This is a genomic window from Selenomonas sp. oral taxon 136 (assembly GCF_001554015.1).
GTDB lineage: Bacteria > Bacillota > Negativicutes > Selenomonadales > Selenomonadaceae > Centipeda > Centipeda felix.
The window spans coordinates 127,331-152,621 of sequence record NZ_CP014239.1 but is presented as its reverse complement, the minus strand read 5'-3'; the positions used below and the strand labels follow the sequence as shown (position 1 = coordinate 152,621).

Below are 25,291 nucleotides of genomic sequence, written 5' to 3'. Positions count from 1 at the left end.
GAGGAAATCCTCTTTTCTTTTTTGAAGAATGAATGAGAATGAAAACCTTATTCGAAAAAAGAATGGAGATGAACGATGGGGCCTGTGAAAGAAGGTGCGGCTGTAGACACACATCCGCGCACAATGAAGCGGAGATTTGCCCTAGGAATAGGTTTACTCACCTTGGTGTTGACCTTCGTCGTGAGTGCTTCGGTTGGCGTAGTATCCATCGCACCGTATGATATTATACCGACTCTTATGGGAAATGGGTCAGCGGAGAACTACCGCATCCTTTTCCACATCCGTCTGCCCCGTATCGTGACAGGTGCGCTCACAGGGATCAATCTCGCGTTGGCAGGGTGCATCCTGCAGGGGATCCTCAAAAATCCACTGGCTGACCCCGGCATCATCGGTGTCTCTTCCGGGGCAGGATTGGCGGCTATGTGTATCATGATCCTTCTTCCGGCACAAACCTCTTTTGTGCCGCTGGCCGCATTCTGCGGTGCGATGGTTGCTGTGGCACTCGTCTTTGCACTCTCGTGGGAAAACGGTGTGCGCCCCATGCGCATGGTTCTTGCTGGTGTCGCAATCGCTGCATTTTTTGGCGGAGCGATGACTGCGCTTATGGTCTTTTACTCTGATCGCGTACAGGGGACGGTGAACTGGATGGCAGGCGGCTTTGCCGGACGCAGTTGGACGCATGTCGAGATGGTACTGCCATACACTCTGATCGGTATCGCCGGAACCTTTCTTGGCAGCCGATGGTTAAATGCGCTGCAGCTCGGCGAGGAGACGGCAAGAAGTCTCGGGGTGCACGTGCCGCGTGCACGGTTTGTCCTGCTTGTGCTTGCCTCACTGCTTGCCGCATCTGCTGTCAGTGCGGCGGGGATGCTCGGCTTCGTCGGACTCGTTGTGCCGCATATTGTACGTCTCCTCACGGGGGCAGATTTTGACTATCTGCTGCCGGCGGCAGCTCTGTGGGGCGCAGCACTGATTACGGGGGCAGATGCGGCAGCGCGGACGGTGTTTGCGCCCGTCGAGATCCCCGTCGGCGTATTTATGTCCTTTCTTGGCGCGCCGTTTTTCCTTTACCTTTTGAAGAAAGGCATGAAAGAGTGATGGGAGAGGAGGCTATGCAGATGGAGTGCAGCGAGATGGAACAGAATCAATGGGAGAAGAAGGGAACTAGCGAGCAGGTCATCCTTTCCGCAAAGGAGCTTACGCTTGGCTATGGGAAGACAGATATTGTGCGCGGGGTAAGCCTCACCATACATCGTGCGGAGATCGTCACAATCATTGGGCCAAATGGTTCAGGAAAATCGACCCTGCTCAAGGCTCTTGCGCGGATTCTGCCGCTGCGCAGCGGCAGAATCGAACTGGCAGGTCAGGATATATGGGAACAGCCTATGAGGAAAGTTGCACAACGCATTGCCTTTCTTCCACAAAGTGCGGATTTGCCGGCCGACATCACCGTGATGGAGCTCGTACGTATGGGGCGTTTGCCGCATCGTGGCTTCTGGGATGGTTTTTCCAAAACAGATGCCGAAGCCAGTGAATCAGCACTTCGGCAGACGGGACTGCTGCCCTTTGCTGCGCGGCCGCTGACCGCGCTCTCCGGCGGTGAGCGGCAGCGTGTACGGCTTGCCATGGCATTGGCACAGCAGCCGGAGATTCTCCTGCTCGATGAGCCGACAACGTATCTCGATGTTTGTCATCAGCTTGCTTTGATGGAACTCGTCGAACGTTTACACGATACGCTTGGGCTCACTGTTATCATGGTGCTCCACGATCTCAATCAGGCCATGCGCTACAGCAGTCATCTCGTTGCACTCGCCGATGGCCGTGTGATGGCGGATGGTGTGCCGGAGGACGTTTTTACCTGCGATCTGGTGCGTAATCTTTATGGCGTTGATAGCCTCGTGCGGGATATGGAGTTTGCGGGGCAACGCACACGGCTATGCTTTCCGCAGTGCGTAGCACGGGAGAAGAGAGAGGTTTTGTATGCGTAAAATCATCGTCATTCTTGCAGCACTCTGCATGATTGCTGCGGCCGTATTCGCACTCTGGCCGAAAGAAAAGGAGGTGTCGCAGCCGACTGAACTGACGGTGACGGACAGCACGGGGCGCGAGGTGTCCATTCCTGTCCATCCAAAGCGTGTTGTATGCCTCAACGCATCCAATCTGGATCTGTTCGTCGCGGCAGGAGGTGCAGATGCTGTTGTTGGGAAACCGACATCTCAGGCACTTTCAGAGGAGGTTCAGGCGGCAACGGCCTCTGCCGAAGAGGTTGGCATCATTCATCAGCCGGATCTGGAGAAGATCCTTTCTCTACAGCCGGATCTTGTCATCGGTACCAATGTGCCCTTTCATACGGATCTTGAAGGGACGCTCGGTGAGGCAGGAGTCCCCATTTACATCCGTGCTCTTGATGATGTTCCCTCTCTCTATGAGGCGCTTAGATTTTACGGCAGTCTGACAGGGAGTGAGCAGAGGGCAGAGGAGGCAGTCGCTTCACTTCAGGAAAAAATGGCCGCAGTAGAGCAGCAAGTGAAGGGAAAAACACCACCGAAAAGCCTGCTCGTATTTGGCGCACCGGACAGCTTTAATATGGGGACAGGAAGGTGTTTTACCGGCGGACTCATCAACATGCTCGGCGGCGGCAATATCGCAGATGCGGCAGAGGAAGACGGTGCATACGCACCGCTTTCGATGGAGTTTGTCGCGCGGGAAAATCCCGATGTTATCTTCATTATCGTCCATGGTCCGACCGAAACATTGGAGCCGAAGATGCGTCACGATCTGCAGGAAAACCCTGCATGGGCAGATGTTTCTGCCGTAAAGAGAGGACGTGTCTACGTCCTGCCGTATGACCTCTTTGCTGTGAATCCGGGCATACGTGCGGCAGATGCGCTGCAGGTGCTCGCAGATGCCATGTATGCAGAGGACTAGGACACGCGCTGTATCGCCCAGCACGGTACGCGTTGCCCTGTTGTCGTTTTGTTATTAATTGTTTTAGAAAGAGAGCTTCTACATGATTCATTCACTTATGAGAAAGAGAAATGCCTTGCTGACCACTGCCGTACTCAGTGCGCTCTCCCTGCCGGCCTATGCAGCTGATGCAGATGCAGATTCGCTGCAGGTCAAGACAGACCCCATCGTTGTCACCGCATCGCGTACCGAACAGCTGCTGAGAGAGTCACCTGCCTCTGCGGAGGTCATTACACGTAAAGACATCGATCGGATGGGAGCGGAGAATCTTGCTCAGGCACTCCGTTTGGCTGTTGGCATCGATATACGTGAGAACGGGATGGTCGGCAATCAGTCTGCCATTCGCGGGCTTAGTACGAACCAGACACTAATTCTCATCGATGGGCGAAGGATCCGTACCGAGGATACGAGTCAGACGGCGAATTACTATGAACTGCAGCGCATCAATATGGACGATGTTGATCGTATCGAGGTCGTGCGCGGTGCAGCAAGCTCGCTTTACGGTGCGGATGCACTTGGCGGCGTCATCAACATCATCCGAAAGACACCAAAGCAAGACAGCGTGAGTGTCTTGACGGACTGGACAACGCGGCAGAAAGACGGCGGCATCCGCGTGGAACGAAAGAAGAGGGGGAAGTGGGCGCTCTCGTCGAGCTTTAAGATGACGGATATCCATGAGCGCGGCACGAACGCGGCAAGCAATATGTATGGGGATAAATACTTCTTCAATATCGATGGACGCATGGAACTTACAAAAAATAAACGAGTGGATGTGTTTCTCGACTATCTGCGTGAGAATCTCTATATGAAGGATTCGGCGACGCAGGGAACGGATTACAATCATGACCGTATTTCTACGGGGGTAACGCTGTCCGGAGAAGACAAACGCGGAAGCTATGACCTGCGGGCGTATTATACGTATTTTAACAAGGATCAGAATACGCGAAACCGTCTTACCAGCGCGCTTTCCAGCTTCGACGTGATGAAATTCAATTCCTATATTTTGGACGGGAAACGCAGTGTGCAGCTCGGCGACAATCATCTGGTGACCTTTGGCGGCGAATATCGTGTGGAGGATATGGAGAGCACACGGATTCAAGGCGCGGGGACGCTCGTTCGAGAAGGCACCACCAATCACCTTGGCGACAGCACGATGAAGTATGCTGCGCTCTATCTGCAGGATGAGTGGTGCATCAGTCCCAAATGGCTGCTGATTCCCTCTGTTCGTTGGGATTATAACGACACGTTTGGTACAGAGGTGACGGGAAAACTCGGCACGACGTATCAGCTCAGCAAGAATACGCGCATCAAAGCAAACGTCGGGACAGCATATCGTGCTCCGACTGCAAGTGAGCTCTACTTTGACTGGCAGCATACCCCCAATGCCGCGATGGTGGTACATATCCACGGCAATCCGAATCTACAGCCCGAGAAGGCACTCAACTTTGATTTGGGCATTGAGGCAGAGCGAGGGAAGCACTTTGGCAAACTGACCTATTTCCACAACAAGGTCGATGACCTGATCAATATCAATACGACGCTCACACCTGTACCTTTCCCGACATTCCATATGTTGGCAAACGGCGTCTATGAGAACGTATCGAGTGCGACGATGCAGGGCATCGAGGCGGAACTTAGGCGTCCTCTGGGTGCGGGATTTTCTCTGCGCGGAACATACACGTATCTTGATGCGCGGGATGACACGACAGGGAAGCGGCTGGAGGGGCGGGCCCGCCATACGGCAAGCCTGCAGCTCAGCTATGAGAACCCGAAAAACGGGATTGATGCTATCCTGTGGAATGACTGGACAAGCGGCTATCGCTACTCAGAGCAAGTCGGCAGGGCTTCTGTATCGCGTGATGCCAATCTCAGCCTTATGAATTTTGTCATTCGCAAGAAGTTCAGCGACCGCTTTAGTGCCTATCTCGGCATTGACAATATTTTTGACAAATCGAGCAATGCACTTGCCTCCGACGGGCGCATTTGGCGCACGGGGGTACGCATGACATTCTGATGAGACAAGGGCATTCACACATTGTGACAAAAACACTGCCATCTGTCAATTTTATCATTGTCTTCATGCGATTCTCATGTTATACTAAGCGAACAATTTGAGAAATCGCTGATACGATGAGGTGTGCCAGATCGATGGTTGTGCCGAATAGATCAGTGCTTTCTTACGCGCTATGTTTTTCGAGCCGCCGTACCTGTGGCGTATGCTATGGTGCGTCGGCCTGATCGCGGAATCCCGCAGATCACGGGGGAAGGTATGGAAACGTCCTTCCCTGCCCGCAGACTTTTGTCTGCATTGCAAAGGAAAACCGGCGGGATGGCTGCTCTTTTTGTGTGCAAATCCCCGGATTTCCGGGGATTTTTTGTTGTCTTTTGGGGATTTTGAAGAATAGGGAAGGGACTTTATGGGGCAGTATCCTCGTATGATGGCGGTGGGGCTTGTGCTTGCCGCAGTGTTTTTTATCGTGTCACTTTCAGTGGGGCGGTTCTACGTCCCGTTCGATCAGGTGATATTAATTCTTGCATCGCATTTCATCAATCTGCCAATTACATGGGATGCGTCCATGTATAACGTCATCATGGAGATTCGTCTGCCGCGCGTGCTCGGCGGGATTCTTGTCGGTATTTCGCTTGCCGTGTCGGGCGCAGCGTATCAGGGTGTCTTTCGCAACGATCTCGTCTCGCCCGATCTGCTCGGTGTCTCGCAGGGCGCGAGCGTGGGCGCGTGTCTTGCGATTCTCGCGCATCTGACGCTCGGCGGCACGGCGGTCACGGCATTTCTTGGCGGCATCGCGGCGGTGACGATGACCCTCATGCTGCCGAAACTCGTGCAGAATCGCTCACGCATTGTGCTCGTGCTCTGCGGCATTATCGTCTCCGGATTTATGGCGGCGGTGATCGGGCTCCTCAAGTATCTCGCCGATCCCGATACGGAGCTCGCAGATATTGTCTATTGGCAGCTCGGCAGCCTCGCGAAGGTCTCATGGGATAGTCTCTCCTACGTGACGCCGATTATCCTGCTCACGCTTGCGGGGCTGATCGCAATGCGCTGGCGCATGAATGTGCTGTCGCTCTCGGATCAGGAGGCGGCGAGTCTCGGCGTGAATGTGCAGCGCGAGCGTCTTGCCGTGATCGCGCTCGCAACCCTGCTGACAGCATCGGCGGTGTGCCTGAGCGGAACGATTGGCTGGATCGGTCTCATCCTGCCGCATCTGGCGCGAATGCTGGTCGGCGGCAATCACGCGCATCTCCTGCCCGTAACGGCGGTACTCGCCGCGTCCTTCCTGATGCTCGCCGATCTCCTCGCGCGTACGCTGACCTCTGCGGAGGTGCCGCTCGGAATTCTCTGCGGCTTCGTCGGCACACCGTTCTTTGCGTGGATTCTCTACCGCCAGCGGAGGTATTTCTGATGGAGCGCGCAATGCTTTGGCTCGACGACGGTTCGTTTCGCTATCGCACGGACGCGCCGTACATCTTCGAGCATATTTCGTTTTCGATCAAGGGCGGTGAGGTGCTCGCGCTCCTCGGGCGCAACGGTGTCGGCAAGTCAACGCTCCTCGCGTGCCTGATGGGATTTCAGGAGCTGACGCAGGGACGCATCTATACGAACGGGCAGAACATCTATGCGATGTCGCCGCGTGAGCGCGCGCGGGAGATCGCGTTTGTGCCGCAGATCATCAGCGCGGAGAGTTCGTTTACGGTGCGTGACTATGTGTCCTTCGGCGCGACGGTGCGCACAGGGATGTTCTCCGCGCCGAGCAAGGCGGACTATGCGCAGACGTATGCGATTCTCGAGGAGCTCGGCATTGCACACATTCGCGACCGCCAGTGCAGGGAGCTCAGCGGCGGGCAGCGGCAGCTGGTCGCCATCGGACGCGCACTGCTTCAAAATACGAGGCTGATCCTTATGGACGAGCCGACGGCAGCACTTGACGTGCGCAATCAGGTGCTCGTCCTGCAGACCATCGATAGCTTGCGTGCAAAGGGCTACGGTGTCGTCTTTACAACGCATCTGCCCGAGCAGGCACTGCTGCTGAACAGCCGCGTCGCGCTCTGTTTCGGCACGCATATGGATTTTTACGAATCCGTGGACGAGGTGCGGGCATCGCATCTGGAGGAGCTGTACGGGACGAAGCTGAGCCTTTTCCACAGCGACAATGTGCAGCGTACGGTCTGTGTGATCCCACGGCTGTAGGAAATCCGCAGTGTATGTCTCTCGGCGTTTTCCGTGGGAGCTGCTCTGCTTTAAAATAAACAACATCTCTATGAAAGGGTGGATGGTATGAAGAAAAATCTCATTGCGCTGCTGGCCCTCGTTATGATGGTCATGGCACTGGCAGGCTGCGGGACGGAGAACGCCGCGCAGGGCAAGCAGGACGCGACGCGCACGGTCACGGACATCGACGGCACGGAGGTCACGATTCCCGCGAACGTGGAGCGCATCGCCGACCTCTGGCACGCGAACAATCAGGTTGTGCTGCTTCTCGGCGGCGCGGATAAGCTCGTCACAACGACGAAGAATGTGCAGGGGCTCCCATGGTTCGCGCAGGTCTATCCGCGTATCGCGGAGATCTCCGCGCCGGTCAAGGGCACGGATGTGAACTGGGAAGAGGTTGAGAAGGAGAAGCCGCAGGTCGTGCTTGCAAGCAGCAAGGAGCAGATCGAGACGGCACGCAAGAACGGCTATACGGCGGTGCGTGTCAACTTTGCGACCTATGACGGGCTGCGCAAGGTTGTGAAGATCACGGGCGATGTGCTCGGCGGCGACGCGCCGAAGAACGCAGAGACGTACCTCTCCTACCTCGACGAGAAGACGAAGTTCACGGATGAGCGCACGAAGAAGCTCAGCGATGCCGACCGCCCCGTCGTGCTCCACATTGTCGGCGGCGATGACCTCTTCAAGGTGGACGGCGTGGAGACCATCATTGACGAGTGGATTCGCTACGGTGGCGGCAGGAATGCCATCACGGCGAAAGGTCCGCAGATCAAGACCACCATCGAGGAAGTCCTCAAGGCGGATCCCGACATCATCATCATCGGCGGCACGCAGTCGGCGAAGGGGATCGAGGCAATCAAGAACGATCCGCAGTGGTCGAGCCTCAAGGCGGTCAAGAACGGGCGCATCTATGCGAACCCCGTCGGTACGTTCAACTGGGATCGCTACAGTGCCGAGTCCGCACTGCAGCTCCTCTGGGCGGCACAGACCATCCAGCCGCAGCTCTTTGCCAATGTCGATCTCGTGAAGGAGACGGTGAATTTCTACAAGCAGTTCCTTCACTATGACCTGAGCGAGGCGGATGCACAGCGCATCATCAAGGGCGAGGCGCCTGCCAAGAACTGACTTGCTTTTCTCCTGTATGAGAAAGACGTGTCAATGGCACAACTCTGTAGTTTTTGGAAAGGGATACGAATGAAGAGGTATGACAGTATTTTTCCTCGCGTATTGACGACACTTCTCGCCGTCATCGTGGCAATGACGCTGTTCGTCGGCTGCGGTCAAGAAGCAAAGCAGGCGGTGGAACAGAAGGCGTCTGCAGGGGAGAGTTACACGTTCACCGATCAGGCAGGCAATGAGGTGACGGTCAAAGCCCCTGTGGAGCGCATGGTTGTCCTGCAGCATCACTCGCTTGACATCATCTGACAGCTCGGCGGGCAGGACAAGATCGTCGGCGTCGAGTCGACGTGGCAGCGTGACCTTGGTGACTACATCGCGGACATCTGGCCGGCGATCAAGGAGCTGCCGACGCCGGGCACGCTCACGCAGCCGAACATCGAGGAGATCGCAAAGCTGAAGCCCGACATCGTCATTGTCGCCTCGCAGTCCGATCAGGCATCGGCCGCGAAGCTGCGCGAGATGGGCATTCCCGTCGCGGTCATCTCGCTGCGCGGCGAGGGCAAGCAGGCGGAGGCGCAGAACCCGCGCCTGTCGAACGCAGACAAGGCATATACGGATGGGCTGCGCGGTGCGATTGAGATTCTGGGGCATCTCACGGGTCGTGATGCGAAGGCAAAGGAACTCTGGGCATTTGCCGAGGAGAGCCGCGCCATCGTCGAGAAGGCGGTTGGCAGTATTCCCGACGCGGAGCGTGTGACGGCAATCCCCGTCAGCAGCAAGCACATGGTCTACGGCAACGACAAGTACGTCGGCTGCATGCTCCTGCGTGCGGGCGGCGTGAACCCTGCGGCGAAGGATATCCAAGGAAATGGCGAGTATAACGTTGAGTCGCTCGCGAAGTGGAATCCCGAGGTCATTATCTCTCAGGATCGCTATCCCGAGATCTACAAGGAACTGACGACAGATCCTGCCTACGCACAGCTGCGTGCCGTACAGAACGGGAATGTAATCGAAGCACCGTACTGGGCAAAGCCGTGGGGCAACCCCGATGCGGACTCGGTCGCGCTCGGTGAGCTCTGGCTTGCACATATGTTCTATCCGGACAAGGTGAGCGCAGACGTGGTCATGGAGCGCGCGAAGAAGTTCTATGAGACGTTCTACGGCGTGCCGTTCACGGGCAAGGTCGCAGGCGGCATCGTGCGGAAATGACGCGCGTAAGTAAATACGTCATGGGGGGGCAGGACGCTCTTTTCGTCCTGCTCCCTTTGGCGTGCATCCTCTACTCGTTGACACTCGGCGCATATCATATCTCGGCGACGCACGTCTACCAGATTCTCCTTGCGGACTTCACGGGCGTGCTGCCGCCCGACGTGACCGCGATGGAGGTTTCGATGATCTATGATGTGCGCCTGCCGCGTATCCTCGGCGCGGTCGTTGCGGGCTGCGGGCTTGCCGTTGCGGGCGGTGTCTTTCAGGCACTTTTCGGCAACCCGCTCGCGAGCCCCTATACGCTCGGCGTATCAAACGGCGCGGGATTCGGCGCGGCACTTGCGATCGTGCTGTCTCTGCCGGCGGCGGGCGTGCAGATGGCGGCACTCGTGTTCGGCATCGTGTCCGTGGGGCTGACGTTCCTCCTCGCGGGACGAAAGCGCGGCGCATCTGTCACGATGATTCTCTCGGGCATGCTTGTGAGCGCATTCTTTTCCTCGCTCGTCGCACTCTTAAAATTCACCGCCGATCCGCAGGAGAAGCTGCCGCAGATCGTCTACTGGCTCATGGGCTCGCTTGCAAGTGTCAAGTTCGATGGGCTGCTGCTCATCCTGCCCGCGTATCTTGCGGCACTCACGCTGCTGTTCCTCTATCGCTGGCGCATCAACATCCTCAGCATGGGCGAGCAGGAGGCGCAGTCGATGGGCGTTGCCGTCCGGCGTGACCGCGCCGTCATCATTCTCGCCGCGACCCTCGTCACTGCGCTTGTCGTCAGTATCTCCGGTATCATCGGCTGGGTCGGCATCGTCATCCCGCATCTCGCACGTATGATCGTCGGCCCCGATTTTCGGCGGCTGATGCCAGTGTCCGCATCGCTCGGCATCGTCTATCTGCTCGTGATCGACGATCTCTGCCGCACGCTGACGGCACTTGAAATCCCCATTGGTGTCATTACGGGGATTGTGAGTATTCCGATCTTCATTTACTTCATCCTGCGAAAGAAGGTGCGCTGGTGAGACTGGACGTAGAGCAGCTGGGCTTTTCCTACGATGCGCGGCGCACAATCTTGGAGGATGTGACATTCTCCCTCGCGGGCACGGGGATTTACTGCATTCTCGGAAAGAACGGCACGGGCAAGAGCACCCTGCTGAAATGTATTGTGAGCGAGCATGGCGGTACAGGGCGCGTGCTCCTCGATGGGAAGGAGCGCGGTGCGTATGGGCAGCGGGAACTTGCGCGAAAGATCGCCTACATCCCGCAGAACCACACGCCGACCTTTCCCTTCCGTGTGCTCGATGTCGTCATGATGGGGCGCACAGCGCACATGCGCTACTTCGGTTCGCCAGGGGAACGCGAGGCGGAGCTTGCCCTGCATCATCTGCACTTTCTTGGCATCGCGCATCTCGCGGAGCAGCCCTATACGAACATCTCGGGCGGCGAGCGTCAGCTCGTCCTGCTCGCGGCGGCGCTCACGCAAAGCCCTGAGCTCCTCATCCTCGACGAGCCGACAGCACACCTCGACTTCGGCAACGCGCACCGCTTCCTCCATCTTGTGCAACGACTTCATGCGCAGGGCATCGGCATCCTGATGACGACGCACTTCCCCGATCACGCGCTTTACCTCTCGGCGGAGACGCTCGTGCTGAAGGATAAGACCCTCTGGAAGCACGGTGCGGCGGCGGAGGTCATCGACGAGGCGGGCATGAGCGCACTCTACGGACTGCCCGTTCATACCGGGCAGATCGGCACGAGAACGGTCTGCGTCGGCGGAGATATTGCCTGAGGAAATGATTTGGAATGCAAAAAGGCTGCGGTACGGGGATACACTTCGTACCGCAGCCTTTTTGCATTTGTGCTGATCTACACCATCTCTTTTTCCCAGTCGCGGATGATGTCAAAGTCAAGCTTGTCCGCCGTGTTCTCGAGGAGGGTGATCTCCTCGGCGGTGAGTGTGATCTCCGTCGCGCGCAGTGCATCAGTGACGTGATGTTCCTTGGTCACGCCGATGATGGGAACCGTACCCTTGCCGATCGCCCATGCAATGGAGATCTGGGCGATGTTCGCCTTGTACTTGTCTGCGAGCAGTTTTAGCGAGAGGTTCAGTGTGTCGATCTTGTCCATGATCGGGTTGTAGATTGCTGCGCGCGCCGCGTCCGCCGGCATCGGATACAACGTGCTGTAGTGACCTGTGAGCGCGCCCTGTTCGAGCACCATGTAGGAGAAAAAGGGGATATCCTTCTTGCGGCAGTAGTCAAGGATTCCGGCCTCCTCGGAGGAGCGGTTGATCAGGCTGAAGTGGTTCTGTACCGCGCCGAGTTTCAGTCCATGATGTTGGAGAATGGTATCTGCTTCCTCGATCTGTCCCATGTTGTGGTTCGATATGCCGATGATGGGCGCGTGTTCCGCTTTCTCGAAGAATGCGGCAAGGTGCTTGATCCACTGTGGTGCCTCGATTGCGTTGTGCACCCAGTAGATGTCGATGCTGTCTGTGCCGAGCTGCTTTTTCTGCATGGTCCACATATCCGCGACTGGACTGGCGGATGACTCATCCATGCACTGCGGTGTGAGCTTATCCGAGAGGAGGAAGGAGTCGCGTGCATGCCCCTTGAGAAATACGCCGAGTGTCTTCTCCGCTGTGCCGTTCCCGTATGCATAAGCCGTGTCCCAGAGGGTCAGTCCATGCTGCATGGCGAAATCAAAGACGGGGCGCAGCTGATCCTCCGTGTATGCCGCGCCGAACGTGCCGTCGTTGCCCCATGCCCATGTGCCGAGTGCGATCTTTGGCATTTTTGTCATTGTGAGTCCTCCCATTCCCATTGTGCTGAATCCTTTCTCTGTGTTGTTCTATCGATAGTATATCATAAATTGTCGGTGTTCGGCAAAACGGCAGAGCATTATATCCATGGGCGGATGGCGCAAAACGCACAGAAATTTCCGCGCCGTTGTGGTATTCTATATGAAAATACAATAAGGAGAGATGAGTTTGAAACAAATTGCGTTCTGGCAGACGCTTATCGCCTATGCTCCTGACTCCGCACAGGCGCAGAGCTGTCGAAAGCTGGCGGAGGACATTGATCGGAACGAACAATTCAGGGTACCGACGCCGATGACGTTCGAGGAGCTGGAGGACAGGGTGGAGCAGTATGGGGATTGAGGTAAAGCGCGCCGGTGTGCGGCGTGCCCAGTGCAGTTGCAGTATGCCTGCCGTCTGGTGGGCGCTGTCGTACGCGCGCGGCGCGTTGGTGATCTTTCACAGTCCGCGTTCCTGTGCTCATGTCGTGCGCGAAAAGGATGTCGGGACGTTTCATCGTATGGTCGGGGCGGAGACGTATGCGCCGCCGTCGCCCGTGCCGCTTCTCACGAGCGGAATCGGCGAGAACGATGCGGTGTTCGGTGCGGTGGAGCGCCTGCGCGCGTGCGTGCGTTATGCTGCAGAGAAGTATCATCCGCGAGCGGTCTTTATCGGCGGATCGTGCGTGAGCGGCATCATCGGAGATGATACGCGTGCAGCGGCGGAGGGGATGGAGGCGGAGCTCGGTCTGCCCATCATCGCCATTCCGACGGGCGGCTTTTTGGATGATGTGTCCTTCGATGGCTACCTGTCCGTTGGCCGTGTGCTGGTGGAACGCTTTATGCAGCAGCCCAAGGAGACGCGCAGGGGGACGGTCGTGTTCCTCGGTGACTGCGGCGGGCTCTACAGTGCCTATGTGCAGGAGCTGAAGCGGCTGCTCGAAGGGATCGGGCTGCATCTTGCGGGGCAGTTCCCAACCTATATGCCGCTCGATGAGATGCAGGCGGTGCCGGAGGCAGAGCTGCTTGTTGTGCTCGGGAGTGCGATGTCGGATGAGAAACAGGAAATGCTGATTTCCTTTGCACAGGAGATCCATGCGCGTTTTGGCACGCCGTACTTTGCCGATGCATTTGCGGGCGGTGCGGAGGAGACTGCGCATTGGCTGCGCGCCATCGCGGCATGCTGTGGGCGTACGGCAGCGGCAGAGAAGGTCATAGAGCGCGAGAAAAAGGCATTTGATCGCGTGCTCGTCCGTGCGCGGGAGATGCTCAACGGGCGGCGCACCGTGCTCGTCGTCGGGCGGGAACTGCACTGGCTGCAGCCAGAGATCCTCCTGCGGCTGATCGAAAAGGCAGGAGTGCATCTCGCGGGCATCATCCTCCTCGATCTTTTTACTGCCGAACAGCGGACGGGGGTAGAGGACGGACTGCACCAATGTACCGACGCGCCGATTCTCGACGCAGACGATCCCACAAGCGAGGAGCTGCTGCACGCAGTGGATTTTGCCTTTACGACACATGAACTCGTGGATGTGCAGCTGCGTCAGATTCTGCTCGGCAAGCTGCCCACGGTCGGCTGGGCGATGGAGCGCCAGCTGATTGAGGATATGGAGCACGTACTCTATCGGCATATTGAGAGGGGAGGGCTGATCTATGGATGATGGCAATCTCAGTTTTGACGATATGTCCATGTGGATGGAGAGCTGCGCGCTGACGGGGGCGGCGGCGTTCTTTGCCGGTATGAAGGGCTGTGCGGTCATCGTCAATGGGCCGCTCTGGTGCTATCTCTTTACACAACGGCATATCGAACAGACGCAGAGCGATATCTCGCATGGAATGCAATGCACACAGCTCGATAACGATGCGATTGTGTTCGGTGCAGAGGCGTATCTGCGCGAGGTGCTTCAGCCGTATATTGCGTATCCGCCTGCGCTGCTTGCTGTCATCAGCGGCAGTTCGGCGAGCCTAATCGGTGACGATGTCGGCGCGATTGTACGTGCCGCAGGGGTGACCTGTCCCATTGTTTCCCTTGACAGCGGCGGACTGATCGGGAGCTTTGCGGATGGATGGCGGCGCGCTTCCTGTGCGGCGCTTGAAGTGCTGCTTCGGGCGACGGAGCCATCCGTGCGCCGGGGCGTCAACCTCATCGGCATGACCTCCTCCTACTACAACGGGGAGAACGATGCACGGGAACTCGTGTGCCTCTTGACGAGGGCAGGCTATGAAGTCCGCCATGTATTCGGCTGCGGCATGCGCCCCGAGGATGTCGATTCTCTCGCTCAGGCGGAGCTGAACATCGTCGTGCATGACGAGCTCGGATTGGCGGCGGCAGAGTACCTCGAGGAACGCTGCGGTATGCCCTATATTGCTCCGCTGCCTCCCTACGGACGAGCAGGAACGCGGCGATGGCTGGAGGAGATCTGTGCCGTACTGCCGCCTCCGCAGATGGCGGCGGCGATGGCGGAGATCCATGCGGCGGAGCGCAGGGATTTCCTGCGGATTAATGATCTCAAGAATACGTGGGGAGAGCTGTGCTTTGATACAGTGCTCATTCGTGCGCCGCGTACGACGGCGTGGGGGATGGCGCAGGCACTGCGTACAGAGTGGGCGGATGTACGCCACCTTGCTGTTGCAGCAGTATTACGAGCAGATGAGGCTGGTGTAGCAATCGCCGATGAGCGGCTGGCGGAGACGGATACGGCGCGGGCGCAGGAACTCCTCGCGGCGATGGAGCACGGGCTGCTCATGGGCAGCAGCAGCGAGTCCGTGTACGCCGACCCTCGCCGAATGCTCTATCTGCCCGTCGCCTATCCTGTTGTGGATCGCCTGCTGCTCTCCGATCTTCCCTTTATGGGGCTGCGCGGCGCACGCTGTATGGAGGACGCGCTTTGGAACGGGAGCGTCCTGCGGCGTGAACTGTCTGTCCGCGCATGGAAGAACCAATGACGATACCGCGCTAGTCAGGAGAGCATTATGACGGAATCCATTGTGACACCAAAGGAGAATCCGCTTGCCATTGCGCCCGTGGGCGGATTGATTCGAAAGTTTGCCCTGCCCGCCATCGTCAGTATGCTCGTCAATACGATTTACAACATCACGGATCAGATCTTCATCGGGCATACGGTCGGCATCTTGGGAAATGCCGCGACGAATACCGCCTTTCCCATCGTGATTCTCTCCACGGGACTGGCGCAGCTCGTGGGCATCGGGACGGCGGCAAATTTCAACCTCTTTATGGGGGAAAAGGCGCAGGACGCCGCACGCAGCTACGTCGGCACGGGGCTCGTCATGTCCGCCGTGCTCGGTATCCTGCTCGGCGGTCTTATTTTCATCTTCCAGACACCTGTGCTCCTGCTCTGCGGAGCGACGGAGAACGTTCTGCCGTATGCACAGCGTTACCTCGGAATTACGGCATGCGGACTGCCGTTTCTCCTCTTTTTCACGGCGAACAGTATGCTCATCCGCGCGGATGGCGCGCCGTCCTATGCGATGCGGTGTATGGTCAGCGGAGCCGTTCTGAACATTTTGCTGGATGCACTCTTCATGCTCGGATTCGGCTGGGGAATGGAGGGGGCGGCGCTCGCTACCGTCATGGCGCAGATCGTCTCATTCCTCGTATGTATTCGTTATTTTTCCCGCTTTCAGGCGTTTCTGATCGTGCGCTCCATGCTGCGGATGCGGAGGCATGAGATGCTCCGTATCGCCAAACTGGGGCTGTCGAACTTTTTGAATCAGATCATCATGATGACCGTCGGCATTACGCTCAACAATATCCTCACGCACTACGGTGCGGCGAGCGTCTACGGTGCGGATATTCCGCTCGCTGTGGCGGGGATTGTCACGAAACTCAACAGTGTGCTGATCGCCTTTACCGTCGGCCTGGCGCAGGGGTGTCAGCCGATCTTCAGCTTTAATATGGGGGCGGAGAACTACGGGCGCATCAAGGAGACCTATCGCAAGGGGCTTGTTTTTGCGTTGCTTTTAAGTATAGCGATTTTTTTGGTCTTTCAGCTCTTTCCACGCCAAATCACCGCCATCTTCGGCGGCGGGTCGGAGCTCTATTTTGACTTTGCCGAAAAATATCTGCGCATCTATCTGATGATGGTCTGCATCAGCGGCGTCCAGCCGCTCACCGTCAACTATTTCACGGCGATCGGCAGCGTGCGAACGGGGCTCACACTCTCCCTCTCGCGGCAGGGTCTCTTCCTCCTGCCGCTGCTCATCCTCCTGCCGCGCATCTTTGGGCTGGACGGCGCGCTGTACGCGGGCCCCATCGCCGAGATCCTCGCCTTCGTCCTCGCTATGTCAACGATGTACCGGCATTGGCAGCAGCTGACACGCATGGAGCGGGGGGAAGTGCTGGAACAGAGATAAAAGTATCGTATGCGATTACTGTGTTTTGGGGATTGCGTTTACAATCTAAGAACACAATGCCCCCCGCGATTTTTCCATTGCTTTTTTTGTCATGACCTCGTATAATGATAAAAAAGAAAGTGAGTGCTGATGCACTCTTCTCTATATTGCCTTTTAAGAGGTCCTGTGAGGCCTTAAGGGAGTTTTCAATGAAATATTCGACGCGGTCATTCGAGTTTATTTTGGATGCAAAGCTTTCTTATGCCTTTCTTTCGGCGTGAGAAGGCTTTTTTGTTGAAAGGGGATGCACATGGGACAGGAGTTGTCGCTCAAAGGACGGGATGTGCTCGGTCTGGAGGATTTTTCCGCCGAGGAGATCCGTCTGGTTCTCAGTACGGCACGCGAGATGAAGAATATCGTCGGGCGTGACATCAAGAAGGTGCCCGCACTGCGCGGGAAGGCGATTGTGACGCTTTTTTATGAGCCGAGCACGCGGACGCGGACGTCATTTGAACTGGCGGGAAAGTATCTGGGCGCCGATGTGGTGAACATCACGGCGAGCGCATCGAGCATCGTGAAGGGGGAGAGCCTGCGCGACACGCTTTATACGATCGAGGCGATGGGCGTGGATGCCATTGTCATGCGGCATAAAGCTGAGGGCGCAGCTGCCTACGCCGCCAAGGCGGTCTCTCCCGTCATCATCAATGCGGGGGACGGCGCGCATGCGCATCCCTCACAGGGGCTGCTTAATCTCTATACGATTGAGGAAAACAAGGGGAAACTCGCAGGGCTGAAGGTTGCCATTCTCGGTGATGTTCTGCACAGCCGTGTGGCGCGTTCTGACATTCAGGGCATGCGAAAGATGGGGATGGATGTCCATATCGCGGGACCGCGCACCCTCCTGCCGCGCTTTCTGTGTGAGGAGGAGGGCGTCACGATCCATGACCGCGTGGAGGATGCTCTTGAGGGGGCTGACGTAGTCGAGGTGCTGCGCATACAGCTCGAGCGCATGAAGGGCGGGCTGTTCCCGTCGACGCGTGAGTACGCGCGCATCTACGGGCTCAGTGAGGAGCGGCTCGCACTGGCGAAGGAGGATGCTCTCGTGCTGCATCCCGGCCCGATGAATAAGGGATGGGAGATCTCCGAGTCCGTCGCCTACGGCGTACAGTCTCGGATCCAGGAGGAGGTTAAAAACGGGGTCGCCGTACGGATGGCGCTCTTTACACTGGTACTGATGGGAGGGAAGGCCTGAATGCGTGCGTTGCTGCTGAAAGGGGGACGGGTGATTGATCCCGCCTCCAAACGAAATGAAGTTGCCGATGTCCTCGTCGAGGACGGTGTGATCCGCGCCGTTGGCGCAAATCTTTCCGCCGACGGCGCGGAGATTTACGATGCTGTGGGAAAGGTCGTTGTGCCCGGTCTGATCGATATGCACACGCATTTCCGCGAGCCCGGTCAGGAGGCAAAGGAGGATTTTGCTTCCGGCTCGCGCGCCGCAGCGGCAGGGGGATATACGACGATTGCGACGATGCCGAACACGCGCCCTGTCGTCGATACGGCGGCACTGGTGACGAGTCTGCAGAAGCGCGCCGAAGAGACGGCGGTCATGCACATCCGCATCATCGGTGCCGTGACGAAGAACCAGGAGGGCAAGGAGCTGGCGGAGCTCGGCGATATGGTTGAGGCGGGAGCGGTCGCCTTCTCAGACGATGGTCACTTCGATCCGTCGGCAAAGGTTCTCCTCAGTGCATACGACTATCTTGCGCCGTTTGATAAGGCAATCATCAATCATGAGGAAGATACCTCTCTCGTAGAGGAGGGAGCCATGAATGAGGGGCATCGCAGTGCGATGCTCGGCATCAAGGGGCGTCCGATTGTCGCCGAGGATATTGCCGTGGCGCGCGACATCATGCTCGCCGAGTATGCGGGTGCGCATGTCCATGTCGCTCACATCAGCTCGGCGCGTGCCGTCCAGCTGGTACGCGAGGCGAAGGCGCGCGGTGTGCACGTGACGACAGAGGTCACCCCGCATCATCTCACGATGACGGAGGACTGCGTCGATCCAACGGATAGCTCGACAAAGGTCAATCCGCCGCTGCGGACGGAAAAAGACACAGCGGCCATGCTGGCGGGTCTGCTCGATGGAACGATTGATATGGTCGTAACGGATCATTCACCGCACGCACGTGAGGAGAAGGATCGCGAGTACATCTATGCGCCGAGCGGCTTCCCTGGGCTTGAGACGGCACTCGGCGTGCTCATGACGGAGCTGGTCCACACGGGGAGGCTCCCGCTCGAGACGCTGATCGAGCGTATGACCTATGCGCCTGCGCGCGTCTTTCATCTCGATGCAGGGACGCTGCGCGAGGGGGCACCGGCGGATGTGACAGTCATTGATCCGAACTGTGTATGGACGGTGGACGAGAAAAAGTTCTACACGCGGGGAAGTCACTCGCCGTTTGTCGGACGGGAACTTCGAGGAAAGGCTGTGCTGACGGTCGTGGACGGGAATATTGTAATGAAGGGCGGAGTCATAACAATATGAGAGGAAAACTGATTTTGGAGGACGGTTCGTCCTATGCGGGAGAGCTTCTGGACGGCAGCGCAAAGACGGTGGGGGAGGTTGTCTTTACGACGACCATGACGGGGTATCAGGAAAGTCTGACCGACCCGTCGTTCTGCGGACAGATTCTCACGATGACCTACCCGCTGATTGGGAACTATGGTACGGCAGAGAAATTTATGCAGTCCCGCCGCCCCTTTGTGCGCGGCTTTGTCATCGGTGAGCTCTGCGATGCACCGAATAATTGGCAGTCTGAGAAGAGCTTGATTGACTTTCTCACGCAGAGCAAGGTTCCGTGCCTTTATAACGTAGACACGCGAGCAGTGACGCGACATATCCGCGCTGCGGGCTCGATGAAGGGCGTGATCGTCCCCGACGGCACGGAGCCGGATGAGATCGCTGCACTGCAGGCGGAGGAGCTGCCGCGCGATCTCGTGGCGATGGTTACAACGCCCGAAGTCTATGTCATGGAGACGGATCAGGAGGACGCGCCGCATATTGCCGCGCTGGACTTCGGTGTCAAGCGCAGCATTTTGGAAAATATCAACCGCCTTGGTGCGAAGATCACGGTACTGCCTGCGTATACGAGTGCCGAGGAGGTGCTTGCGCTGAATCCCGACGGCATCTTTCTGTCCAACGGACCGGGAGACCCGCAGGATGTGCCTGAGATCGTCGCGGAGATTCAGAAGATGGCGGGAAAGAAGCCGATCTTCGGCATCTGCCTCGGGCATCAGCTGCTCGCGCTCGCCTTTGGCGCAAAGACTTATAAGATGAAGTTTGGCCATCGCGGCGGCAATCAGCCTGTCAAGAATCTGCGGATGAACCGCGTGCATATCTCGGCGCAGAATCACGGCTATGCGGTTGACCCCGCCTCGCTTGAGGGGACACCGCTCGTCATTACGCATACGAACGTCAACGATGATACCGTCGAGGGACTGCGGCACACGTCGCTGCCAATCTTCTCGGTGCAGTATCATCCCGAGGCCGCGCCGGGACCCGACGATAACATGTATCTCTTTGATGAGTTCTGGGCACTGATGAAGGGGGAGTGAGAGGATGCCGCGTAAGGAAAATCTCAATAAAGTCATGGTGATCGGCTCCGGCCCCATCATTATCGGGCAAGCCGCAGAGTTTGACTATGCCGGCTCACAGGCCTGCCGTGCATTGAAGGAAGACGGGCTGGAGGTCGTCCTCGTCAACAGCAATCCCGCCACCATCATGACGGACACCAATATCGCCGACCGTGTTTACATCGAGCCGCTGACGGTGGAGTTCCTGACGGAGATTATTGCCAAGGAGAAGCCAGATGGTCTTCTCGCCACGCTCGGCGGACAGGCGGGGCTAAACCTTGCCGTTCAGCTTGCGGAGAAGGGCATCCTGGCGGAGTACGGTGTGGAGCTCCTCGGCACGTCTCTTGATGCCATCGAGAAGGCGGAGGATCGTGAGCGCTTTAAGGAGACAATGGAGAAACTCGGGGAGCCAATCCCCGAGAGCCTGATTGTCGAGGATGTCCACGCAGCTGTGGATTTTGCCAACACGATCGGCTACCCTGTCATCGTTCGCCCTGCCTATACCATGGGAGGTACGGGCGGCGGCATTGCTGAGAATGAGGAAGAACTCATTGCCATCGTCATCAAGGGGCTGAACTACTCCATGATCGGGCAGGTGCTCATCGAGCGCAGTGTCGCGGGCTGGAAGGAGATCGAGTTCGAAGTCATCCGTGACGGGAACGACAACTGCATTACCGTCTGCAGTATGGAGAATTTTGACCCTGTCGGTGTTCATACGGGAGACAGTATCGTTGTTGCGCCCGCACAGACACTGACCGATCACGAGTATCAGATGCTGCGCAGTGCCAGTCTGCGGATCATCCGCGAGCTCGGCATTGAGGGCGGCTGCAACGCACAGTACGCGCTCGATACGAAGAGCGATCAGTACTACGTCATCGAGGTGAACCCGCGTGTCAGCCGTTCCTCGGCGCTCGCGTCAAAGGCAACGGGCTACCCGATTGCCAAGGTATCGTCGAAGATCGCCATCGGCTATACGCTGGATGAGATCGTCAACTCGGTCACGAAGAAGACAAAGGCCTGCTTCGAGCCTGCCATTGACTACTGTGTGGTGAAGTTCCCGCGCTGGCCGTTCGACAAATTCGTCTACGCGGATCATACGCTCGGCACGCAGATGAAGGCGACGGGCGAGGTCATGTCCATTGACCGCAGTTTTGAGGGCGCCATTCTCAAGGCGGCTCGTTCCCTCGAGATCGGCGTGAACCGTCTCTATCTGGAACGTTTTGCCGACTGGGATGATGAACGTCTGGAAAAACAGCTTGCCCTCATCAACGATGAGCGCATCTTTGTCATGGCGGAGGTGCTGCGCCGCGGCAAGCTGTCCGTGGACGACATCTCGCGCATCACAAAGGTGGACAAGTGGTTCATCCATAAGCTGAAGCATATCGCCGATGTTGAGCGTCAGCTTGCGGAGGAGCCGCTCACGCCGGAGCTTCTCGCCGCTGCAAAGTGGGTCGGTCTCGCCGATGTTTCCATCGCCGAGATCGCGCATAAGACGCGCGATGAGATCCGCACGATGCGCCGCAGCAACAATATTCTGCCGTGCTATAAGATGGTGGATACCTGTGCTGCTGAGTTCGAGGCGATGACGCCGTACTACTATTCTACCTTCCGCGGGACGGAGGACGAGGTCGCCGTATCGAACAAGAAAAAGGTGATTGTGCTCGGCTCGGGGCCGATCCGCATTGGTCAGGGTGTGGAGTTTGACTATTGCTCGGTGCATTCCGTGTGGGCGCTGCGCGAGATGGGCATCGAAGCCATCATCATCAACAACAATCCGGAGACGGTCAGTACGGACTTCGACATCTCCGACCGTCTCTACTTCGAGCCGCTGACGGTGGAGGATGTGCTGAACATTGCCGACAAGGAGAAACCGGACGGCATCATTGTCCAGTTCGGCGGACAGACGGCCATCAACCTCGCGGCTGAACTTGAACGCGCCGGCCTGCATGTCTATGGCACGTCCGTTGACGATATTGACCGCTCCGAGGATCGTGAGCGATTCGAAGAGGTGCTGACAGAGACGGAGATTTCACGTCCTGAAGGCATCAGCGTGACGAATCTCGACGATGCTGTCACAGGTGCGGCGCGCATCGGCTATCCCGTCATGGTTCGCCCCTCCTATGTCCTCGGCGGCCGTGCGATGGAGATCGTCTACAATGAGGATGAGCTGCGCGACTATATGAGCCGTGCCGTCAAGGTGACGCCGGATCATCCCGTGCTCGTGGATCGCTATATGCAGGGCACCGAGGTCGAGGTTGATGCCATTTCCGATGGTGTGGATGTTGTGATTCCGGGCATCATGGAGCACATCGAGCGCGCCGGCGTCCACTCGGGGGACAGTATCGCGGTCTATCCGCCGCAGACGCTGTCTGCACGCGTGATCTACACGATCATCGACTATACGAAGCGCCTTGCCGTTGCCCTGCATGTCAAAGGCCTGCTCAACATTCAATTTGTCGTGGTGCATGACGAGGTGTTCATCATCGAGGTGAATCCGCGTTCGAGCCGTACCGTTCCATTCCTCTCGAAGATCACGAACGTCAATATGGTTCGCGTTGCAACGCAGGTTGCGATGGGGCATACGCTGAAGAAACTTGGCTTCCACTCGGGGCTCGTTCCGCCGCGTCCCTACGTCGCTGTCAAAGCCCCTGTGTTCTCCTTTGCCAAGATGACGGATGTCGATATCTCGCTTGGCCCTGAGATGAAGTCCACGGGTGAGGTCATGGGCATTGACTATCACTATGCCCGTGCGCTCTACAAGGCGATTGTCGGGTCGGGGCTCAATGTGCCGACTAAGGGGTGCCTGCTCTTTACGGTGGCGGATAAAGATAAGGACGAGCTCAAGCAGCTTGCAAAGGCGTTCTCTGAGTTCGATTTTGAGATCGCGGCGACGGAGGGGACGGCGAAAGTCATCGCGTCGCTCGGCATTGACGTTGAGATCGTCGGCAAGGTGCATGAGCGCAGCACGGACATCATCGAGATGATCAAGAGCGGGCGCATCAGCATGGTCATCAACACGTTAACGCAGGGGAAGCACTCGGCACGCGACGGCTTTAAGATTCGCCGCGCGACGGTCGAGCATGGGATTGCATGCCTCACCTCGCTCGATACGGCTTGGGAGGTGCTCCGCGTCCTCGAGTTTATGCAGAAGCGGCGCCTCGTCTATGCGCTTGCACTGCAGGACTATGTCGGCGGAGGGGATGATCTTGCCTAAGGTATGTGAGGATGCCCGCGTTCTGCATCAGCGGAGTCCGATGGCGGGGGTCTATGATCTGACGCTTTCTGCTCCGACGATTGCCCGCAGTGCACGGCCGGGACAGTTCGTTGAGGTCGCTGTTCCGCATGGCGGAGCACTCCTGCGGCGTCCGCTCGGCATCGCGGAGACCTCTGCGGAGGAAGGGGAGATTCGCCTCATCTATCGCGTTATCGGGCGTGGGACAGAGCTCCTCGCTGCGGCGGACGCGGGAGAGACGATCTCTGTACTCGGCCCTCTGGGACATGGCTTTAACGTCACGTATCGACATCCGCTGCTTGTTGGCGGAGGGATGGGGCTGACGCCCCTTCTCTTTTTCGCGGCGGCGCATGGCAGCTCCTCCGTGCTGATGGGCGGGCGGACGAAGGCGGAGCTCTTCTGGAAGGAGCTTTTCCGCCCCCATGTCCGCGCCGTTCACGCGACGACGGATGACGGTTCATACGGGACGGAGGGCTTTGTGACAACGCTTCTGCCGGAGCTTTTGCAGGAGGGGGACTATGATGCTGTCGCCGTCTGCGGCCCGCCGATCATGATGGAGTGCGTCGCTCAGATGGCGGCGTCCTTTGGGCTGCCCTGTGAGGTGTCGTTGGAGCGCCGCATGGCGTGCGGCCTCGGGGCGTGTCTTTCCTGTGCCGTGGATACGCGCAGCGGACGCCGCAAGGTCTGTAAGGACGGCCCCGTGTTCTCTGCCGAGGAGGTGTACGGAAATGCCTCATAGCGCTGCGACGCGGTATGACGTGCTGCTCTGCACCAATGTCGCAGGCATTGCGATGCGGACGCCTGTGCTTGCGGCGTCCGGGACATTCGGCTTCGGCGAAGAGTTCGCGGACTTTGTCGATCTCGCGCGTCTCGGTGGCGTGATGGTCAAGGGGACGACGCTCCTCCCGCGACGTGGAAATGACGGGGTACGGATTGCGGAGACGCCGCAGGGGATGCTCAACTGCATCGGCCTCGAGAACCCCGGGGCAGACGTATTCCTCCATGAAACACTGCCGCGCATCGCAGACTATGGCATGAACGTCATTGTCAATATCTCAGGCAGCTCCGTGGAGGACTATGCGGCACTCGCCGCACGGCTAAATGTCACGGGTGTCGCGGCGCTCGAAGTCAACATCTCCTGTCCGAACGTCAGGGAGGGCGGGATTGTCTTTGGCACGGATCCGCGTGCGGCGGCAGAGGTCGTGCGTGCGGTCTGCGCGGAGAGCACGCATCCCGTCATCGCCAAGCTGTCTCCGAACGTGACCAGCATCACGGAGATGGCTCTCGCTGTAGAAGATGCGGGGGCGGATGCCATATCGCTCATCAATACGCTCATCGGGATGCAGATTGATATACACCGCTGGCAGCCTGTTCTCGGCAATCGGACGGGCGGACTTTCCGGCCCTGCCGTGAAGCCGGTTGCCGTCCGTATGGTGTGGGAGGTGGCTCATGCTGTCCGTGTTCCCGTGATCGGTATGGGCGGGATTGCCTCGTGGCAGGATGCGGTGGAGTTCTTTCTCGCGGGAGCGTCTGCCGTCGCTGTCGGCACGGCGAACTTTGCTGATCCCGAGATTACGATGAAAATCTGTGACGGTCTTGGACAGTATCTGCACGATAAACAGCTATCGAATATACAGGAAATTGTCGGAAAAGCATGGTAATCGATGTGTTTTTCCAATAATTTTTAGAGAAATTTGATCCAAAATCGTCGCTTTGTTCCTATGGAATCGTTTCTTTCCGCATCCTACAAGGCGTTGGGG

At 57.8% G+C, this 25,291-nt stretch carries 22 protein-coding genes and 1 riboswitch; of the genes, 21 read left to right on the top strand and 1 reads right to left on the bottom strand.

The features are described 5' to 3' along the window. The first annotated feature begins 75 nt into the window (after window positions 1–75). From AXE86_RS00720 to AXE86_RS00675, 11 genes are all read left to right on the top strand, one after another. Window positions 76–1,098, top strand: coding sequence for a FecCD family ABC transporter permease (locus AXE86_RS00720; RefSeq protein ID WP_061943594.1), 1,023 nt, complete (start codon window positions 76–78; stop codon window positions 1,096–1,098). Window positions 1,099–1,118: 20 nt separating this feature from the next. Next, window positions 1,119–1,988 carry an ABC transporter ATP-binding protein gene (locus AXE86_RS00715; protein WP_232294896.1) on the top strand — a complete coding sequence of 290 codons (870 nt, stop codon included), beginning with the start codon at window positions 1,119–1,121 and terminating at the stop codon, window positions 1,986–1,988. Then, window positions 1,981–2,928, top strand: a complete 948-nt coding sequence (locus tag AXE86_RS00710; protein WP_061943591.1) for an ABC transporter substrate-binding protein — start codon at window positions 1,981–1,983, stop codon at window positions 2,926–2,928. Before AXE86_RS00715 ends, AXE86_RS00710 begins: the two co-directional genes overlap by 8 nt. Before the next feature lie 82 nt (window positions 2,929–3,010). Then, complete coding sequence (locus tag AXE86_RS00705) at window positions 3,011–4,981, top strand: TonB-dependent receptor plug domain-containing protein (protein ID WP_061943588.1); 1,971 nt, start codon at window positions 3,011–3,013, stop codon at window positions 4,979–4,981. Window positions 4,982–5,146: 165 nt separating this feature from the next. Continuing rightward, a riboswitch (molybdenum cofactor riboswitch) is annotated at window positions 5,147–5,302 on the top strand. Between the two features lie 82 nt (window positions 5,303–5,384). Further along, on the top strand, window positions 5,385–6,389 hold the full coding sequence (locus tag AXE86_RS00700) for a FecCD family ABC transporter permease (RefSeq protein ID WP_061943585.1): 1,005 nt from the start codon (window positions 5,385–5,387) through the stop codon (window positions 6,387–6,389). Further along, complete coding sequence (locus AXE86_RS00695; protein ID WP_061943582.1) at window positions 6,389–7,174, top strand: ABC transporter ATP-binding protein; 786 nt, start codon at window positions 6,389–6,391, stop codon at window positions 7,172–7,174. Before AXE86_RS00700 ends, AXE86_RS00695 begins: the two co-directional genes overlap by 1 nt. A gap of 87 nt (window positions 7,175–7,261) precedes the next feature. Continuing rightward, window positions 7,262–8,320 carry an ABC transporter substrate-binding protein gene (locus AXE86_RS00690; RefSeq protein WP_232294895.1) on the top strand — a complete coding sequence of 353 codons (1,059 nt, stop codon included), beginning with the start codon at window positions 7,262–7,264 and terminating at the stop codon, window positions 8,318–8,320. A gap of 102 nt (window positions 8,321–8,422) precedes the next feature. Then, window positions 8,423–8,620, top strand: a complete 198-nt coding sequence (locus AXE86_RS12960; RefSeq protein WP_232294894.1) for a hypothetical protein — start codon at window positions 8,423–8,425, stop codon at window positions 8,618–8,620. Between the two features lie 21 nt (window positions 8,621–8,641). Continuing rightward, window positions 8,642–9,523, top strand: coding sequence for an ABC transporter substrate-binding protein (locus AXE86_RS00685; protein ID WP_232294937.1), 882 nt, complete (start codon window positions 8,642–8,644; stop codon window positions 9,521–9,523). A gap of 20 nt (window positions 9,524–9,543) precedes the next feature. Continuing rightward, window positions 9,544–10,539 (top strand): FecCD family ABC transporter permease, encoded by a 996-nt coding sequence (locus tag AXE86_RS00680; protein WP_232294893.1) that lies wholly within the window; start codon window positions 9,544–9,546, stop codon window positions 10,537–10,539. Then, window positions 10,536–11,306: an ABC transporter ATP-binding protein gene (locus AXE86_RS00675; RefSeq protein ID WP_061943576.1), complete on the top strand. Its 771-nt coding sequence runs from the start codon at window positions 10,536–10,538 to the stop codon at window positions 11,304–11,306. Before AXE86_RS00680 ends, AXE86_RS00675 begins: the two co-directional genes overlap by 4 nt. 77 nt (window positions 11,307–11,383) lie before the next feature. Here the strand turns inward: AXE86_RS00675 and AXE86_RS00670 are convergent, their stop codons facing one another. Beyond that, complete coding sequence (locus AXE86_RS00670) at window positions 11,384–12,319, bottom strand: aldo/keto reductase (RefSeq protein WP_232294892.1); 936 nt, start codon at window positions 12,317–12,319, stop codon at window positions 11,384–11,386. 187 nt (window positions 12,320–12,506) lie between these two features. On the opposite strand from AXE86_RS00670, the gene AXE86_RS12535 reads away from it, so the two are divergent. The 10 genes from AXE86_RS12535 (at window position 12,507) to AXE86_RS00625 (ending at window position 25,192) form a co-directional block, all read left to right on the top strand. Then, entirely contained in the window at window positions 12,507–12,677 is a 171-nt protein-coding gene (locus tag AXE86_RS12535) for a hypothetical protein (protein WP_232294891.1), read from the top strand. Beyond that, window positions 12,667–13,974 (top strand): nitrogenase component 1, encoded by a 1,308-nt coding sequence (locus AXE86_RS00665; protein WP_061943570.1) that lies wholly within the window; start codon window positions 12,667–12,669, stop codon window positions 13,972–13,974. Before AXE86_RS12535 ends, AXE86_RS00665 begins: the two co-directional genes overlap by 11 nt. Beyond that, the gene (locus AXE86_RS00660) at window positions 13,967–15,259 is read left to right on the top strand and encodes a nitrogenase component 1 (RefSeq protein ID WP_061943567.1); all 1,293 of its coding nucleotides are present in this window, start codon (window positions 13,967–13,969) and stop codon (window positions 15,257–15,259) included. Before AXE86_RS00665 ends, AXE86_RS00660 begins: the two co-directional genes overlap by 8 nt. Window positions 15,260–15,286: 27 nt before the next feature. Then, window positions 15,287–16,687: an MATE family efflux transporter gene (locus AXE86_RS00655; RefSeq protein ID WP_061943564.1), complete on the top strand. Its 1,401-nt coding sequence runs from the start codon at window positions 15,287–15,289 to the stop codon at window positions 16,685–16,687. A 283-nt stretch (window positions 16,688–16,970) separates the two neighbouring features. Continuing rightward, the gene (locus tag AXE86_RS00650) at window positions 16,971–17,918 is read left to right on the top strand and encodes an aspartate carbamoyltransferase catalytic subunit (RefSeq protein WP_061943561.1); all 948 of its coding nucleotides are present in this window, start codon (window positions 16,971–16,973) and stop codon (window positions 17,916–17,918) included. Further along, window positions 17,919–19,211, top strand: a complete 1,293-nt coding sequence (locus AXE86_RS00645) for a dihydroorotase (protein ID WP_061943558.1) — start codon at window positions 17,919–17,921, stop codon at window positions 19,209–19,211. Next, window positions 19,208–20,281 (top strand): glutamine-hydrolyzing carbamoyl-phosphate synthase small subunit, encoded by a 1,074-nt coding sequence (gene carA / locus AXE86_RS00640; protein ID WP_061943555.1) that lies wholly within the window; start codon window positions 19,208–19,210, stop codon window positions 20,279–20,281. Before AXE86_RS00645 ends, carA begins: the two co-directional genes overlap by 4 nt. A gap of 4 nt (window positions 20,282–20,285) precedes the next feature. Continuing rightward, window positions 20,286–23,513, top strand: a complete 3,228-nt coding sequence (carB, locus tag AXE86_RS00635) for a carbamoyl-phosphate synthase large subunit (RefSeq protein WP_061943552.1) — start codon at window positions 20,286–20,288, stop codon at window positions 23,511–23,513. Further along, entirely contained in the window at window positions 23,485–24,270 is a 786-nt protein-coding gene (locus tag AXE86_RS00630) for a dihydroorotate dehydrogenase electron transfer subunit (RefSeq protein WP_061943549.1), read from the top strand. Before carB ends, AXE86_RS00630 begins: the two co-directional genes overlap by 29 nt. Next, the gene (locus tag AXE86_RS00625) at window positions 24,260–25,192 is read left to right on the top strand and encodes a dihydroorotate dehydrogenase (RefSeq protein WP_061943547.1); all 933 of its coding nucleotides are present in this window, start codon (window positions 24,260–24,262) and stop codon (window positions 25,190–25,192) included. Before AXE86_RS00630 ends, AXE86_RS00625 begins: the two co-directional genes overlap by 11 nt. Window positions 25,193–25,291 lie beyond the last annotated feature (99 nt).

Bases quoted from the DNA above. Each gene is read 5' to 3' on its own strand.
- AXE86_RS00690 (WP_232294895.1), top strand. From the start codon at position 7,262: ATGAAGAAAAATCTCATTGCGCTGCTGGCCCTCGTTATGATGGTCATG.
- AXE86_RS00670 (WP_232294892.1), bottom strand. From the start codon at position 12,319: ATGACAAAAATGCCAAAGATCGCACTCGGCACATGGGCATGGGGCAAC.
- carB (WP_061943552.1), top strand. From the start codon at position 20,286: ATGCCGCGTAAGGAAAATCTCAATAAAGTCATGGTGATCGGCTCCGGC.
- AXE86_RS00655 (WP_061943564.1), top strand. From the start codon at position 15,287: ATGACGGAATCCATTGTGACACCAAAGGAGAATCCGCTTGCCATTGCG.
- AXE86_RS00645 (WP_061943558.1), top strand. From the start codon at position 17,919: ATGCGTGCGTTGCTGCTGAAAGGGGGACGGGTGATTGATCCCGCCTCC.
- AXE86_RS00695 (WP_061943582.1), top strand. From the start codon at position 6,389: ATGGAGCGCGCAATGCTTTGGCTCGACGACGGTTCGTTTCGCTATCGC.
- AXE86_RS00630 (WP_061943549.1), top strand. From the start codon at position 23,485: ATGTCGGCGGAGGGGATGATCTTGCCTAAGGTATGTGAGGATGCCCGC.
- carA (WP_061943555.1), top strand. From the start codon at position 19,208: ATGAGAGGAAAACTGATTTTGGAGGACGGTTCGTCCTATGCGGGAGAG.
- AXE86_RS00665 (WP_061943570.1), top strand. From the start codon at position 12,667: ATGGGGATTGAGGTAAAGCGCGCCGGTGTGCGGCGTGCCCAGTGCAGT.
- AXE86_RS00660 (WP_061943567.1), top strand. From the start codon at position 13,967: ATGGATGATGGCAATCTCAGTTTTGACGATATGTCCATGTGGATGGAG.
- AXE86_RS00720 (WP_061943594.1), top strand. From the start codon at position 76: ATGGGGCCTGTGAAAGAAGGTGCGGCTGTAGACACACATCCGCGCACA.
- AXE86_RS00705 (WP_061943588.1), top strand. From the start codon at position 3,011: ATGATTCATTCACTTATGAGAAAGAGAAATGCCTTGCTGACCACTGCC.
- AXE86_RS00650 (WP_061943561.1), top strand. From the start codon at position 16,971: ATGCACATGGGACAGGAGTTGTCGCTCAAAGGACGGGATGTGCTCGGT.
- AXE86_RS00700 (WP_061943585.1), top strand. From the start codon at position 5,385: ATGGGGCAGTATCCTCGTATGATGGCGGTGGGGCTTGTGCTTGCCGCA.
- AXE86_RS00710 (WP_061943591.1), top strand. From the start codon at position 1,981: ATGCGTAAAATCATCGTCATTCTTGCAGCACTCTGCATGATTGCTGCG.
- AXE86_RS00625 (WP_061943547.1), top strand. From the start codon at position 24,260: ATGCCTCATAGCGCTGCGACGCGGTATGACGTGCTGCTCTGCACCAAT.
- AXE86_RS00680 (WP_232294893.1), top strand. From the start codon at position 9,544: ATGGGGGGGCAGGACGCTCTTTTCGTCCTGCTCCCTTTGGCGTGCATC.
- AXE86_RS00715 (WP_232294896.1), top strand. From the start codon at position 1,119: ATGGAGTGCAGCGAGATGGAACAGAATCAATGGGAGAAGAAGGGAACT.